Source organism: Kitasatospora sp. NPDC091207, assembly GCF_044768625.1.
Classification (GTDB): Bacteria; Actinomycetota; Actinomycetes; order Streptomycetales; family Streptomycetaceae; genus Kitasatospora.
The window spans coordinates 1-14,587 of record NZ_JBIVVS010000008.1; the positions used below are offsets into that span (position 1 = coordinate 1).

Sequence of the window (14,587 nt, forward strand, 5' to 3'; positions counted from 1 at the left end):
TACGGGGCCGGCCGCTGGACCGACTGGGTCGATCTGCCGGGCAGCCTGCCGAACGTGAAGGCCATCAGCGCCAGCACCCACGGCACCACCATCGACCTGGCGATCGCCGGCGCCAACGCCTTCTACACCACCAGCGGTCACTACGACACCGGTTACTGGGACCCGCAGTGGACCAAGATCAGTGACAACCGCCTGAAGGCCATCACCAGCACCACCTCCGACAACGTCGTCCACGTCTACGCCGTGAACGAGGACGACAAGGTCTACGGCATCGACGCCGACTACAACGCCGGCCGCTGGACCAGCTGGAGCGACGTCCCGGGCGGCGCCACCGGCGCCAAGGCCATCACCGCCACCAGCACCAGCTGACCCCTGCACCGGGCAGGACCCGGTGGGGTGCGTGATCGGACGGTCGCCCATCCCACCGGGCATCGTTCCCCTCTTCGCCCCTCATCGGCCGCACCGACCACACCACGATGGCCGGTGGGACCGTCGACGTCATCGAGGGCCACGAGAACGAGAAGGGGCGGGCAGCCGAACAGGCTGCCCGCCCCTTCTCGTCATGACCGGCCGGAACATTCGCACCCGGGAACCACCCCCATGCTCGGGAACGGCTCCACATACCTGGCGGGCGCGTGGACGTGCCACCGCCCTGTGCTGCCGACGGCGTCGTCGGGATCGTCCATGCCAGGACCGTCGTTCGGCGTCGGTGGCCGAGGCGGCCGGTGACGAGAACGGCCTATCTCCCCGGTAGGCGCCACAGCCCGAAGGGGCGTGCGAGGCCTACGCCGTGCCCGGCGCCCTGCGGGTGGCGACGTTCACCCGGTTCCACGCGTTGACCGTGAGGATCAGCGCGATCAGCTGGGCCGGCTCCTGCTCGCCGAAGTGGGCGGCCGCCTCGTCGTAGACCGCGTCGGAGACGCCCTGCGGCAGCAGGGTGACGGCCTCGGTGAGGGCGAGGGCCGCGCGCTCCTCGGCCGTGCAGAGGCTGGAGTCCGTCCAGGCGCTCGGCTGGTGGATGCGCTCCTCGCTCCCGCCCGACTTGCGGGCGTCCCCGATGTGACGGTCGATGCCGTGGGCGCAGTGGTTGATCTGCGAGGCGCGGATCTGCACGCGTTCGACCAGGACGGGGTCGAGACCCGCCCGGGCGGCGGCGTCCAGGGCCAGGACGGCCTTGAACACCTTGGGGGCGACGGCGGACAGGTTCATGCGCCGGGGGACCGGACCGGTGTCATGCGAACGAGCCCAGGAGCGGATGCGGCCCGCCCGTTGGTGCACTACCGGCCCGGTCCCGTGGCTCAATTCCGCGTGGACCCGCTGGCGTCCTCCCGCAGGTGGTCGCGCTGGATCTGGCGGGCGAGGGTGCGGCGGACCGAGGCCGAGGTGGTGGCCGTCGCGGCGGCCTTCGTCGGGACGTCCAGGGCCCGGCCGATCGCGTCGTAGGCCGCCCGGTGGCTGCCGGGCAGCTGCGCCCGGTGTGCCCGCAGGTCCGCTTCGAGCAGGCGCCGCAGCTCGTCGACGCCCTGCGGGGTGAGGCGCCGGCGCCCCCGGGCGAGGGCGGTGACGTGGCCGGTGCAGTGGGCGGCGCCGTCCAGGGCCTCGGAGACCTCCTCGGCCAGGCCCCACAGGCGGCCTTCGAGCCAGGGTGGATCGTGCTGGTCGAGCGAGACGTCCAGCGGGGGCTGCGGGTCGCCGCCGTGCTTCGCCACCTGCTTGGAGACGGCGGGCTGGCTCATCTCGGTGAGCCGGGCGATCCGGCTCTGGCTCCAGCCGAGGCCGGCCAGCACCTGGACCATCTCGGTGCGGAGCTGCCGCATCTCCTCGCCGGCGCGGATGACCTCGTTCATGCCGGCGAGGATCCGCCCGGCCTGGTCCTCGGTCAGCGTCTCATAGCTCGGGTGCGTGCTCTCTTCGCCTGCCATGACTCGGTTATACACCCCGGGAGCCGCTAGCTATAACCAGGTTGTATAACTTGGTTATAGGTGTCATCATCCTCGCCATGCCCACCTTCACCGCACCTGACGGCACCCGACTCGCCTACCGCGTCCACGGGGACGGCGACCCGCTGCTCTGCGTCCCCGGCGGCCCCGCCGACTCCCGCTACCTCGGCGACCTCGGCGGCCTCTCCGCGCACCGCCGCCTGATCGTCCTCGACCTCCGTGGCACCGGCCGCTCCGCCCTCCCGGAGGACCCGGCCTCCTACCGCTGCGACCGCCTCGTCGACGACGTCGAGGCCCTGCGCCGCCATCTCGGGCTCGACCGCACGGACCTGCTCGGCCACTCCGCCGGTGCGAACATCGCGACCCAGTACGCCGCCCGCCGCCCGGAGCGCGTCGGCAAGCTGCTCCTGGTCGGCCCCGGAACACGCGCCGTCGGCATCGCGATCAGCGGGGAGACGCGCCGCGAGCTGGCGCTGCGGCGCGGCGGCGAGCCGTGGTTCCCGGCGGCGTTCGCCGCGCTGGAGGCCATCACCGAGGGCACCGGCACCGACTGGGCGGCCGTCGACCCGTTCTTCCACGGCCGGTGGGACGCGGCGGCGCGGGAGCTCCAGGAGGCCGGGCGGCCGGCCAATCAGGAGGCCGTCGCGGTGTTCGGCGCCGAGGGCGCCTTCGGCCCGGACGCGACCCGGGCGGCGCTCACCGCCTTCACCGCGCCCGCCCTGCTGCTCACCGGGGAGTTCGACCTGAACAGCCCGCCGAGCGCGGTGGCCGAGTTCGCCGGGCTGTTCCCCGACTCCCGCCTCGTCGTGCAGCCGGGGGCGGGCCACTACCCCTGGCTCGACGACGCCGACCGGTTCGTGGCCGCCGCGGCCGGCTTCCTGGAGTGACGGTGGCGGCCGCCGGGGATCGTCGGGATGCCGGCGGTGGGTGCCGGTCCCGGCGTCTCCGGGAGTGATCGTCCGGGGCGGTCCTGCTGCCCGCCCGGGTACGGGTGGGGTTGATCCCCCGGTCCGCCGGTCCGATCGGGAACCGGGGGAGGGTGACGCGAGTGCCCCGGGCGGGTGGCGGCGTCAGGCGGTGGCGGTGAGGTCCGCGGCGGTGGCGGTGTGGGTGGTGCGGTCGGTTTCGGCGGGGTTCGGTCTTCTTCGCACGGTGGGCTCCCGGTGGCTCGGCGCTGTATGTCCGGGAGACTAGTCATGAACGCGTCAGGTCGAAAGAGGGCGTGGCTGATCCTTGCGGAACGGGCTCGCGGAGTGACGCGGATGTCAACGTGCCGGGCGCCGTACCCAAGGGTGACCCGCTCGAACTCCGCGTCGGCCTCCGGCGGCCGGTGCTCGACGCCCATCGGGCGAGCCCGACGCGACAATTCGTCATCTCACAGCCGGCGGCGGAAGGGTCGCCCGCGGGTTCCGGGGTGGCCGGCCGCGTCCGCATCGACGTCAGCTCGGGCGGTATTCCCGCGGAGGTCGCGGCGGGCGCCCCGGGCCGGCGCAGCCCGGCGGGTCAGTTCCAGGGGTTGGCCGGCAGGGTGTCGATCGCGATCCAGAAGCGGGTGTCGGTGGGCAGGTTGCCGTAGCCCCAGAAGTTCCAGCCGCCGGTCAGGGCGAGGTCGGGGCCGTAGTGGCCGTCGTGGAACTCGGCCTGGCGCCAGCCGATGCCGAAGGTGGCCTGGCAGACGGTGTCGGCGGCGGCGCGGCTGTTGAGGCGCTCGCCCTTCACCGGGCGGCTGACGGCCAGGGTGCCCTGGGCCCAGCCGGAGAAGAACCCGACGGTGATGCCGGCCGGGGCCGGGCTGTCGTCCACGCCGAGGCAGAGCACGGGCAGGGTGGCCGACGCCGGGGTGTCGCCATGATAAGGATCGGCGGCGCTCCCGCCCCCGACCTCGACGGTGCCCTGCGGTCCGGTGGCCACGACCTGCCATGTCAGGCCGTTGTGGGTGGCGGGGCCGGTGGCGGCGTGGGCCGGGGCGGCGGTCAGCGGGATCAGGGCGGCCACGGCGACCGACGCGGCAGCGGCGGCGAGGCGCTTGGTACGAGTCATACGGTCCTCCAAGAGGGTGGGCGCAGGGCAGGCACAGGGCGGGGAGCGGGCGGCCGGTTCCGGGTGGGACCGCCCCCGCCCGGTGCGGGCGAGGGCGGTGCCGGTGCCGGGGTCAGTTCCAGGGGTTGGCCGGCTGGTCGTTGATCGCGACCCAGAAACGGGTGTTGGTGGGCAGGTTGCCGTAGCCCCAGAAGTTCCAGCCGCCGCTCTGGGCGAGGTCGGGGCCGTAGTGGCCGTCGTGGAACTCCGCCTGGCGCCAGCCGATCCCGAAGGTGGACTGGCAGACGCTGTCGGCGGCGGCACGGCTGTTGAGGCGGGTGCCCTTGACCGGGCGGCTGACCGCCAGGGTGCCCTGGGCCCAGCCGTTGTAGAAGCCGATGCTGATACCGGCCGGGGCCGGGCTGCCGTCCACGGTGAGGCAGAGCACGGGCAGGGTGGCCGACGCCGGAGTGTCGCCGTAGTAGGCGTCGCCGACGGTGCCGCCGCCGACCTCGACGGTGTCCTCCGGTCCGTTGGCGATGATCTGCCAGGTCAGGCCGTTGTGGGTGGCGGGGCCGGTGGCGGCGTGGGCCGGGGCGGCGGTCAGCGGGATCAGGGCGGCCACGGCGACCGACGCGGCAGCGGCGGCGAGGCGCTTGGTACGAGTCATACGTTCCTCCAAGAAAGGTCCGACACACGGGAAAACCGCCTGGCCCGCAGCGGCTCAGGCACGGCTCGACCCTCTCAGTCGGCAACACCGATCCCGCATCATCCGGTCATCGAACCGTCACCTGAGGCGATGATCCGTCAAGCGCTGCGCGCTTCACCCGAGGGCGCGAACGGAGCGCGAACGGAGGGTGGGCGGGAACGCGAAAGTGCCTTCTGTGCCGGGGTGATGAGACCGCGCCGCGGTCCGCGTCGTTCCCGGACGGAGGGCACTCCACCGGAGGGCCCACGCGCGTGCGTCCGCCCGCCGGGCCCCCGGCAGCCGCCGCCGGTGGTGTCAGCCGCCGAGGCTGACGCGGACCGCCTCGACCAGACGGTCGGCCCGGGCGTCGCCGTGCCCGATCATCCGGTTCGCGGTGTAGGCGAACCCGATGCCGAACTCGTCGTCGCCGAAGGCGAACTGGCCGCCGGCCCCGTCGTTGCCGAAGCTGCGGGCGCCGAGCATCGGCCGGAACGACGGCGAGGGGAGCACGACACCCGAGCCCCAGCGGGCGCCCAGGTCGAAGCCCAGGAAGCCCGCGCCGGAGGAGAGTTCGCGGATGGCGTCGGTGACGGTCGCGGGGGAGAGCAGCCGTTCGGTCCGCCCGCCCGCGCCGGTCTCGACACCGGTGACGGCAGCCGCGTACAGGCCGGCCAGGCCGGTTGCGGAGGCGACGGCGCCCGCCCCCGGCAGCTCGACGGCGTGCAGTGCCGGGTCGTTCCAGCCGTGCGGCACGTCCAGACCGGGGAAGACCAGCGCGCCGTTCATCGTCACGATGCGGGTCAGCAGGTGCTCGGGGCCGGGCATCGGGCGGCGGCCCTCGGCCTCCGCGAGCCGGGCCAGCCGGCCGTGCTCGGCCTCGGGCAGGCCGAGCCAGGCCGACAGGCCGAGCGGGTCACCGATCTCCCGGCGGAAGTAGGCGCCCGGCGTGAGACCGGTGATCCGGCGGACGACCTCGCCGAGCAGGAAGCCGAAGACATGGCCGTGGTACTCGTACGTCGCGCCCGGCTCCCAGAGCGGCCGCTGCTCCTCGATGGCGCGGACGACGGGCTCCCAGGCGGCGATCTCCTCGAAGGAGAGCGCGGCGTCAAGGGCCGGCAGGCCCGCCCGGTGGCCGAGCACCATCCGGCAGGTGATCGCCTCCTTGGCGCGCCGCGTGTTGCCGATCTGCTTCGCGCTGCCCTGCGCCGCGCTGCCGTCCTGCTCCGGGTCGTGCCGGGCGAACTCGGGCCAGTAGCGGCTCACCGGGGCGTCGAGGTCCAGCAGGCCCCGCTGGGCCAGGAGGTGCACGGAGACGGCGACGAGACCCTTGGCACAGGAGAAGACCGGGACGACGGTGCCGGCCTCCCACGGCCGGCCGGTGCGCTCGTCCGCGATGCCGCCCCAGAGCTCGACCACCTTGCGGCCGCCGGCGAACACCGTGACGGCGGAGCCGAGTTCGGGAAAGTCGGCGTAGTTGCGGGCGAACGCGTCCGCGACCGCCCCGAACCGCTCGTCGGCCCACCCCTGGTACTGCTCCATGTGCCCGTCCTCCGTGTGCGGCCGCGTTCGAGGGCGCGCCTCGCCGCTGCCAAGATCATCGACCGGCCAACGGTACGGCGCCGGACTGTCCGGCCACGAGCGATTTTGTCGGCGGTGGCGGTGGCGGTGGCGGTGGTGCTCGGGGGCGGACGGTCTCCGAACTCGGCGCGACCGTGGGGACCCGTCCCAGCACGCTGACCAGCGTGCTGGACCGCCCGGAACGGCGCGGCCACATCACCCGCGGCACCCGCCCGGGAGACCGTCGCGCGGTGCTCGTCGAACTCACCGCCTCCGGTCGCGTCGCCGCCGCCACGATCCGCCAGGCCGTCACCGACCTGGAGGACCGCGCACTCCGCGGCCTCCCCGCCGACGCGATCGCGTCGCTGCGCACTGCCCTGCAAGCCCTGACCGAGGTGTCCTGATGACCGCCCAGTCCGCCCAGTCCGCCCAGTCCGCCCAGCCCGCTCGGCCCGCCGACTTCGACGTACTGCTGGCCGAAGTGACCGCGGCTGCCGGGAGGTTCGGCCGCCGGGAGCACGTCCGGCTGACCTGGCCGGCCGTTCGACGGTTCGGTGCCGCCGAGGCGGTCGCGCTGGTCGGCGACGGAATCCGGCGCACCGCCACCGCCGCCGGCGCGCCCCAGAAGTACCACGAGACCGTCACCCGGGCCTGGGTGGAACTGGTGGGCCACTACGCGGCCGAGGACGGCGGCGCCGACTTCGCCGCGTTCGTGGACCGGTGTCCCGACCTGTTGGACAAGGGCCTGCCGGCCCGCTTCTACCGGCCGGAGACGCCGGCCGGCGATCGCGCGAAGGCCGACTGGGTCGAGCCCGACCTCGCTCCCTTTTCCCGGCGGCGCGCGGACCGGCCGACGGGGGTGCGAGGAGGCGACTCGGGCGGACGATCCGTCAGGATCCGGCTGTGGGGGCCAGCATGGCCGTGATCACCCGCTGCAGTGAGCGGTCGAGGACCGCATCCGGGTCGGTGGGCGGCCCGGCCGTCACGAGCGCCGCGGTCAGGTGCGGGTACGCACCGCTCGCGGCGGCCCGGCCGAGGTGACCCACCAGCTCGCCCTGCCACTTGGCGCCCGAGGATGCCGTCCGTTCGTACTGCGCGTACTGGCAGAGGAAGCCGTTCAGCAGGGCCATCGCCTCCAGTCGGGTGGCGCCGTCCAGGCCGCTCGGCTCGGTGACGGCCAGGAAGTGGTCGGTGTAGCGCAGCCCGTTCGGTCCGATGCCCGGGCGCGCGATGACCAGGGTGGCCAGCCAGGGGTGACGGCGCAGGATCGCGAGCTGCTGGTGGGCCAGCCGGCCCAGATCCGCGCGGCAGTCCCCGGTGGGGGCGATGGCGGCGAAGTCGTACTCGGCGACGGCCGCGTCGATCATCAGGTCGAGCAGGTGCTCCTTCTTCGGGACGTAGTTGTAGAGCGACATCGTCCCGGCGCCGAGCGCGGCCGCCACCCGCCGCATGGAGACCGCGTCCAGTCCCTCGGTGTCCGCGATGGTGATCGCCGCGGCGGCGATCGAGGCGCGGCTGTGGGCCGGCCTGGGGCCCCGGCCGGTGCGCTCGGGGCGCAGCCAGATCAGCTCGGGGGCCTCGGGCGGCTGCGGGATCGCGGCCGGATCCGACGGCGCGGCCGGTGCGGACGGTTCGGGCGGCGGGCTGGCGGGGGACTGGCGGGACGGCACTGGAAGATCACCTCGGTTACCCATCTTAGATACGTACGGCGTACGTAGTACGATGCGTGCGCAAGCGCTTCTACGTACGCTGTACCTAGAGAAGGGCAGACCCATGTCGGACACCAGCCGGCCCGCCGTCGAGATGGCGGGCGTGACGAAGCGATTCGGCACCACCGAGGCTCTGCGCGGCCTCGACCTCACCGTCCCGGCCGGTACCGTCTGCGGCCTGCTCGGCCCGAACGGGGCCGGCAAGACCACCGCCGTCCGGGTCCTCGCCACGTTGGTCGCCCCCGACCGGGGCACCGCCCGGGTCGCCGGGTACGACGTGGTCCGCCAGGCCGAGGACGTGCGGCGCCGCATCGGACTGGCCGGGCAGCACGCCGCCGTCGACGAGGGCATCACCGGTCGCGACAACCTCCGGCTGCTCGGACGGCTGCACCACCTCGGCGCCCGGGCGGCGCGGGCCCGCGCGGACGAACTGCTCGAACGCCACGGCCTCGCCGAGGCCGGCGACCGGCTGGTCCGCACCTACTCCGGCGGCATGCGGCGCCGGCTCGACCTGATCGCCAGCCTGGTCACCGCCCCGCCCCTGCTCTTCCTGGACGAGCCGACCACCGGCCTCGACCCGCGCAGCCGGCAGGGCATCTGGGACACCGTCAGGGAGCTGGCCGACGGCGGGACGACCGTGCTGCTCACCACCCAGTACCTGGAGGAGGCCGACCGGTTGGCCGACGACATCGTGGTCGTCGACCACGGCGCCGCGATCGCCACCGGCCCGCCGCGGCGCCTCAAGGCGGCGATCGGCACCCGGATCTCGGTCACCCTCGCCGACCCGGCCGCACTCGGCGGTCCGGACACGCTCGGCGGTCCGGCCGCACGCGGGGACGCGGCCGCGCTCGCCGACCCGGCCGGCGACGGCCGGCTCGGCTCCGCCGCCGTGGTGCTCGCCGCCCTGGCGAAGAACGGCGACGTCGTGGTGGACCACGCCGAGCGGACCGTCACCGTGGTCACCCGGCCGGGGGTGGAGGTGCTGCTGCCCGGGTTGGTGCGTGAGCTGGACGCGGTGGGCGTGCTGGCCCGGGACGTCACGCTGCGCCCGCCGTCGCTGGACGACGTCTTCCTCGCACTCACCGGCGGCGGCCGCGACAACGCCGACGGCGGGGCCGCGGGCAGCGCCGCCGGTGGGGCCGACGCGCTGGGGAGGGCCGCCTGATGGCCGCCGGGTACGCGGTTCCCGCCGTACTCCCCGCCCCGGTCCGGCTGGTCTCCGACACCTGGTCCGCGATGCTCCGCGTGCTGCTCAACTACCGCCGCTCGCCCGCCCTCGTGGCCGCCTCGCTGGCGGTGCCGGTGGTGATGGTGGTGGTCTTCGGCTACGTCTTCGGCAGCGCCATGCGGGTGCCGGGCGGCGGCGACTACCGCGAGTTCCTGATGCCGGGCCTGTTCGCCATGGTGGCCGTCAACGGCATCATGCCCACCATGGTCGGTGCCGCCCGTGACGTCGGGCGCGGGGTGACCGACCGGCTGCGGTCGATGCCGCTCTCGCGCACCGGCCTGCTGCTCGGCCAGACCTTGGCGGACCTGCTGGTCAGCATCGTGGTGCTGGCGCTGCTCGCCGCCGTCGGCCTGGCGGCCGGTTGGCGGATCAGGGGCGGACCCGCCGACGCCGCCGAGGCGTTCGCCCTCCTGCTGCTGTTCCGCTTCGTGATGACCTGGGTCGGCACGCTCCTCGGGCTGGCCGTGGGCAAGGAGGAACTCGCGGGTCAGCTCGCCGTGGCCGTCTTCCCGCTGGCGATGGTCACCAACGCGTACGTGCCCACCGGCGGGATGCCCGGCTGGCTGCGGGCGCTCGCCGACTGGAACCCGGTCAGCGCCGTCGTGCAGGCCTGCCGGGAGCTGTTCGGCAACCCGTCCGCGCCCGGCTCGAACTGGGCGACGCAGCACGCGGTGCCCGCCGCCCTGCTCTGGTGCGCGGCGCTGCTGGCGATCTGCGGGCCGCTCGCGGTAAGGAAGTTCGCCACCCACGGGCGGTGAGGCCGGCGCCCCCGCCGGGTCGACCGGCACATTCCGGGTCCGGTCGGCGGAATGTGCTGGACACCCGGGCCGGTGCGGCAGAGGGTGGGCACCATGGAGTTCACCCATCTCGGCCGTACCGGCCTGACCGTCTCCCGACTCTGCCTGGGCACCATGAACTTCGGCCCGCACACCGCGGAGTCCGACGCCCACCGGATCATGGACACCGCCCACGAGCGGGGCATCAACTTCTTCGACACCGCCAACGCCTACGGCCGTGACGACGAGGGCAACCTGAAGGGCCGTACCGAGGAGATCATCGGCAGATGGTTCGCCCAGGGCGGCGGCCGCCGCGAGCGCACGGTGCTCGCCACCAAGGCCTACGCCCCGATGGGCGACTGGCCCAACGAGGGCCGGCTGTCCGCCCTCGGCATCCGCCGCGCCGTCGAGGCCAGCCTGCGCCGCCTGAACACCGACCACATCGACCTGTACCAGATGCACCACATCGACCGGGACACGCCCTGGGAGGAGATCTGGCAGGCGATGGAGGTCCTGGTCACCCAGGGCAAGATCATCTATGTCGGCTCCAGCAACTTCGCCGGCTGGCACATCGCCCAGGCCCAGGAGGCCGCCCGCTCCCGGCACTTCCTCGGCCTGGTCAGCGAGCAGTCCCTCTACAACCTGATGGACCGCACCGTCGAGCTGGAGGTCATCCCCGCCCTCCAGCACTACGGCCTCGGCCTGCTGCCGTGGTCCCCGCTGCGCAGCGGCCTGCTCGGCGGCGTCCTGCGCAAGCTGGGCGAAGGCGTGGCCGTGCGCGGTGCCATGGGCCACGCGAGCGAGATCCTGGAGGCCAACCGCGAGCGCATCCAGGCCTATGAGGACTTCGCCGCCGAACTCGGCGCCGACCCGGCCGACCTCGCGCTCGCCTGGCTGCTCACCCGCCCCGCCGTCACCGCGCCCATCGTCGGCCCCCGGACCCTCGCCCACCTCGACGCCGCCGTCGCCGCGCTCGACCTCACGCTCGACCAGAAGACCCTCGACCGGCTCGACGAGATCTTCCCCGGCCACCGGCCCGCCCCGGAGGACTACGCCTGGTAGCCCTGCGGCCACCCGCGACTGCGCCCGGGCTTCGCTCGAAGCCCGGGCGCGGTCGTGCCTAGCGGCTGTCTGCTCGTAGCCCGCGGTGTGGCGGCGGGAGTTGGTGCGGGTACGTGCGGTAGCGTCCGGGCCGTGCCGGGGCTCGTCGGAAGCCGCCGGCGTGACCCGGGCGCCCGGCGGTGGGCGAACTCGCCCGCCGGGTGCCGGGCTTCGAGCCGATGCGCGGACGCGCGGTGGTGCCGGGGTGTGCCTGTCGGGCTCCCGGACCGCGGCGGGAGGGTGGTTGTGGTGGAACGAATGCGCGGCGGGATGCGGCGGTTGGTGGGCGGAGTGCTCGTCGGGGTGCTGGTGGCGCTGTGCGCCACGCCGGCCTCGGCGGTCCCCGAGAGCCGGGACGTGCCGTGGGACCAGACTCCCCGGCCGGTCGCGGACCTGCCGGCCGGTGACCGGTACCTGGTCCAGCCCGCCTGTGGGAACTGGGCGTTGGCGGGGTGGCCCACCACCGGCGGGTACACGTGGCGCAGCACCCCGGTGGGGACCTGGACCGGTGTCTGGTACCGGGGCGGTGCCGTCTTCAGTGGGTTTCGGGAGACCGGCACCCCGCTGCTGGACGGCTGGCCGGGGCTCTTCCACGAGTACGACGTGAAGGCCTACACGAAGATCCCCGACCCCAGGGATCGCGGCCAGGCGCGGCTGGTGCGTGCCACGGCCGACGGTCAGGCCCCGATCACCTGGTACAGCCCTGACCACTACGTGAAGTTCCAGCGGCTCTCCGACTGCGGCTGAGTCAGCATCGGGGGCGATCTTCAGTCTTTAGGCTGAAGAGGCCAGTTGGGGCTCGCGCCGGGCCGGATTGGATCGTTAGGGTCCGAACAAAGCCGTGGCCCGCCTTCTCGGTCAGGCGCCCGGTTTGCCCCCTCCTGATCGGAAGGTCGCCCTCCCGTGTCCACTTCAGGCTTCGATCTCGCCGTCGGCATGAGCTCCGATGCTCTGAACGCCGCCATCACGCAACTGCACACCGCGCACCGGGCCTTGTTCAAGGGTGAGGAGGGAGCCGGGGAGCAGCACGTGGTCTGGGACGTGACCGCACCGCCGAAGGTCGTCGCACAGTCGCCCGCCGACGAGGACTGGGCGAAGGCGACGGACCTCAAGGGCAACTGCCCGCCCAAGGTGGACAAGCCCGCCGACGGCGGGTTCCAGATCACCCTGACCAAGACCGACGCCAGGGTCGGCACCGTCGCCAGGAACCTGATCGATCAGAAGGACGTGCTGCTCTACGGCTCCCTGTCCGTGGCCGGGGGGAAGGTCGCGGTGAAGATCTCGGCCGTCCGCACCGACCTGTCCGGCCTGTCCGAGTGGGACAAGGAGCCCGTGGAGGAGTTCCTGGTCAAGGCCGCGGCGCTGGCCGAGGGTTCGCTGCCGGGATTCTCGATCCCCACCGAGGAGCTGTTCGGTACGAAGATCGCCCTGACCGCCGACACGGCGCTCACGACCGGTACCCATGTGGTGGTCACGGCGCTCCTCACGTCCCCGTCCGGCTGCGGCACGGTTGCTGCAGGCGCGGGAGGCACCTGGCCCACCACCACCAAGGACCTGTGGGTCCTGCTGAGCGAGACCCTCGTGAAGAAGGTGCTGGGCGCGGTCCTGGACGACCAGATCGCGAAGGAGAAGAGCTCGCCGCCGAAGCCGTTCAGCAAAGCGGAGGGGCCCTGGGTGGCGACGATCACCTACGGCCTCGACTCCTACAAGAACCTCACGCTGAGCGCGACGGACCTCAAGGCGAGCGCGGATCTCGCATTCTCGTACGTCGCCGATCTCAAGTCGCCGATCCTGCCGAACTGTTCGGCGAAGAAGGCATCGGACGCGATGTCGTGACGGGGCCACTCCCGAAGGGGAGTGGAAGGGAAGGAACATCGTGTTTCTCTTCACCATCAAACAGGACCCGGATCCGGTCGGAATCAAGGCGCAGCTCACCGGCGTCAGCGCGACCCAGGTGAAGGGGAAGATCACCGACGTCCCCTCGCTGAAGATCACCCTCGATCCGGTGGGCGGGGGCGTCCCGATCTACGGGAGCATCGCCAGCTTCATCGCGCTCTGCGCACCCGCCTTCGCGAAGACGCTCAACAGTTGGATCACGGACAACGTCGTCGGCCAGGAGCACAGCTTCGATCTGGGGAAGAACCTGGGCTTCTCCTTCACCGTCGAGGGCCAGGAAATCCACGCGAGTGCCAAGGGTGACCTGGACCTGAGCGCTTTCAACGGTGCTCTCCTGGCCGCCGGCGACATCGACATCACCTGAACCGCACCATTTCTGAAAGGGCATCGGATGGGCCGGCTCGCCGTCGGAATGAACGCCAACGCTTTGAACGGAGTGCTCGAAGAGCTGCACGCGAAATATCCCGCCCTGTTCAAGGGCGAGGAGGGGAGCGGAGAGGACGTCGTCGTCTGGGACGTCGCCGGGGCGCCCACCGTCGACATCGGGGCGCCCGACAAGAAGAGCTGGGACAGTGCGACCGACGCCAGGGGAAACACGCCCCCGGCGGCTCCGATGCCGGACGAAGGCGTCCTGCGGCTCACTCTCGTCGACACCAGTGCCCACGTCGGTACGAGCAGCAGGAACATCATCGATGGGAAGGACGTCGAGGTCTACCTCCAGATCTCGACGGACGGCGGGAAGATCGGCGCGGTCCCCCTCGCCGTGCGCACGGACACCTCCGGCATGAGCGGATGGGACCAGGAGGCCGTCGAGGAACTGCTGCCCAAGATCCTTCAGGTGGCCGCAGGCGCCGTCAGCGGCATCACGATCCCGACGATCGAGCCGTTCGGCACCCGGATCTCGTTCACCGACTATGCGGTGGAGACCACGAGTACTCATCTGGTGCTCACCGCCGATGCCCACGTCTCTCCCGGCACGGGAGCCGAGTGGCCGGACGCACCGCCCGGGGTGTCCGGCCAGGGCTCCTACCCGACCGACGACCTGTGGATCCTCATCGACCGTGACCTCGCCGGTGACTTCCTTCAGGTCGCGGTGGATCACACCGAGGAGGTCAGGTGGGGGCAGGAGACCCGATACCTGACGACTGTCCAGAGCCACGACGTGCGCGTGCTGTACGCCGTCGAGCCGGATGGGATCAAGCTCGGCGAAGACCCGCGAACCGTCGCCCTCAGGGTGGCCGTGTCGGAGCTCTTCTTCTTCCTCGACGGCACGAACCTCGATGTGGTGATGGAACCCCGGGAGGTCATCGCCACCGCGGAGATCATCGACGTCACCTCGACGGACCTCCGCTACAAGGTCACGGACATCTCGGGCTTCCGCTGGTTCTGGCCCTCGGAGGGCAGCATCCTCAAGGAATTCATCGAGTCCTACCTGGACGGTCACTGCCAGGAGGACGCCTGGAAGTGGGTACGGGACAAGTGGGTGGGCCAGGAGCGGACCATCTCCCTCGGTACCGGTCTCGACTACACCTTCCAGGCCGGCGGCACCCAGGTCACTGGCCGTGCCACGCCCCGCGGCATCGACGACTTCGAGGGGCAGCTGCTGGTGAAGGCCGACGTCCACATCGTCTGACGCCACCCGGCCCGCCCATCCCGCCGCGACGGCGCCTCCG

15 protein-coding genes and 2 pseudogenes are annotated in these 14,587 nt (G+C 72.5%); 11 read left to right on the plus strand and 6 right to left on the minus strand.

The genetic code is table 11. The features are described 5' to 3' along the window. Window positions 1-369 (plus strand): annotated as a pseudogene (locus ACIQTO_RS15845) (hypothetical protein); the annotation flags it as partial. A gap of 414 nt (window positions 370-783) precedes the next feature. Here the strand turns inward: ACIQTO_RS15845 and ACIQTO_RS15850 are convergent. Both ACIQTO_RS15850 and ACIQTO_RS15855 read right to left on the minus strand, forming a co-directional pair. Next, window positions 784-1,209, minus strand: coding sequence for a carboxymuconolactone decarboxylase family protein (locus ACIQTO_RS15850; RefSeq protein ID WP_402388166.1), 426 nt, complete (start codon window positions 1,207-1,209; stop codon window positions 784-786). A gap of 89 nt (window positions 1,210-1,298) precedes the next feature. After that, a complete protein-coding gene (locus ACIQTO_RS15855) occupies window positions 1,299-1,922 on the minus strand; it encodes a sigma-70 family RNA polymerase sigma factor (protein ID WP_402388167.1) in 624 nt (207 codons plus the stop codon). A 77-nt stretch (window positions 1,923-1,999) separates the two neighbouring features. Here ACIQTO_RS15855 and ACIQTO_RS15860 point away from each other — a divergent pair, with 77 nt between their 5' ends. Then, window positions 2,000-2,827: an alpha/beta fold hydrolase gene (locus ACIQTO_RS15860; RefSeq protein WP_402388168.1), complete on the plus strand. Its 828-nt coding sequence runs from the start codon at window positions 2,000-2,002 to the stop codon at window positions 2,825-2,827. Between the two features lie 616 nt (window positions 2,828-3,443). On the opposite strand, the gene ACIQTO_RS15865 is transcribed toward ACIQTO_RS15860, so the two are convergent. From ACIQTO_RS15865 to ACIQTO_RS15875, 3 genes are all read right to left on the minus strand, one after another. Next, window positions 3,444-3,980, minus strand: coding sequence for a hypothetical protein (locus ACIQTO_RS15865; RefSeq protein WP_402388169.1), 537 nt, complete (start codon window positions 3,978-3,980; stop codon window positions 3,444-3,446). Window positions 3,981-4,092: 112 nt separating this feature from the next. Beyond that, window positions 4,093-4,629: a hypothetical protein gene (locus ACIQTO_RS15870; RefSeq protein WP_402388170.1), complete on the minus strand. Its 537-nt coding sequence runs from the start codon at window positions 4,627-4,629 to the stop codon at window positions 4,093-4,095. Between the two features lie 333 nt (window positions 4,630-4,962). Next, window positions 4,963-6,186 carry a serine hydrolase domain-containing protein gene (locus tag ACIQTO_RS15875; RefSeq protein WP_402388171.1) on the minus strand — a complete coding sequence of 408 codons (1,224 nt, stop codon included), beginning with the start codon at window positions 6,184-6,186 and terminating at the stop codon, window positions 4,963-4,965. Between the two features lie 161 nt (window positions 6,187-6,347). On the opposite strand from ACIQTO_RS15875, the pseudogene ACIQTO_RS15880 reads away from it, so the two are divergent. Next, window positions 6,348-6,608, plus strand: a pseudogene (locus ACIQTO_RS15880) (MarR family winged helix-turn-helix transcriptional regulator); the annotation flags it as partial. Then, window positions 6,608-7,129: a hypothetical protein gene (locus tag ACIQTO_RS15885; protein WP_402388172.1), complete on the plus strand. Its 522-nt coding sequence runs from the start codon at window positions 6,608-6,610 to the stop codon at window positions 7,127-7,129. The pseudogene ACIQTO_RS15880 and the gene ACIQTO_RS15885, both read left to right, overlap by 1 nt. Here the strand turns inward: ACIQTO_RS15885 and ACIQTO_RS15890 are convergent. Further along, on the minus strand, window positions 7,095-7,874 hold the full coding sequence (locus ACIQTO_RS15890; RefSeq protein ID WP_402388173.1) for a TetR/AcrR family transcriptional regulator: 780 nt from the start codon (window positions 7,872-7,874) through the stop codon (window positions 7,095-7,097). The two genes, ACIQTO_RS15885 and ACIQTO_RS15890, sit on opposite strands and share 35 nt — an antisense overlap. 103 nt (window positions 7,875-7,977) lie before the next feature. Here ACIQTO_RS15890 and ACIQTO_RS15895 point away from each other — a divergent pair, with 103 nt between their 5' ends. The 7 genes from ACIQTO_RS15895 to ACIQTO_RS15925 all read left to right on the plus strand — a co-directional run bounded on the left by ACIQTO_RS15895 (window position 7,978) and on the right by ACIQTO_RS15925 (window position 14,547). Further along, window positions 7,978-9,078 (plus strand): ATP-binding cassette domain-containing protein, encoded by a 1,101-nt coding sequence (locus ACIQTO_RS15895; RefSeq protein ID WP_402388174.1) that lies wholly within the window; start codon window positions 7,978-7,980, stop codon window positions 9,076-9,078. After that, window positions 9,078-9,899, plus strand: coding sequence for an ABC transporter permease (locus tag ACIQTO_RS15900; RefSeq protein ID WP_402388175.1), 822 nt, complete (start codon window positions 9,078-9,080; stop codon window positions 9,897-9,899). The genes ACIQTO_RS15895 and ACIQTO_RS15900 overlap by 1 nt, the downstream gene beginning before the upstream one ends. A 93-nt stretch (window positions 9,900-9,992) precedes the next feature. Beyond that, entirely contained in the window at window positions 9,993-10,979 is a 987-nt protein-coding gene (locus ACIQTO_RS15905; protein WP_402388176.1) for an aldo/keto reductase, read from the plus strand. A gap of 288 nt (window positions 10,980-11,267) precedes the next feature. After that, entirely contained in the window at window positions 11,268-11,765 is a 498-nt protein-coding gene (locus ACIQTO_RS15910) for a hypothetical protein (RefSeq protein ID WP_402388177.1), read from the plus strand. 156 nt (window positions 11,766-11,921) lie between these two features. Next, window positions 11,922-12,854 (plus strand): hypothetical protein, encoded by a 933-nt coding sequence (locus ACIQTO_RS15915; RefSeq protein WP_402388178.1) that lies wholly within the window; start codon window positions 11,922-11,924, stop codon window positions 12,852-12,854. Between the two features lie 40 nt (window positions 12,855-12,894). Beyond that, the gene (locus ACIQTO_RS15920; RefSeq protein ID WP_402388179.1) at window positions 12,895-13,278 is read left to right on the plus strand and encodes a hypothetical protein; all 384 of its coding nucleotides are present in this window, start codon (window positions 12,895-12,897) and stop codon (window positions 13,276-13,278) included. A gap of 27 nt (window positions 13,279-13,305) precedes the next feature. Next, window positions 13,306-14,547, plus strand: coding sequence for a hypothetical protein (locus tag ACIQTO_RS15925; protein ID WP_402388180.1), 1,242 nt, complete (start codon window positions 13,306-13,308; stop codon window positions 14,545-14,547). Window positions 14,548-14,587 lie beyond the last annotated feature (40 nt).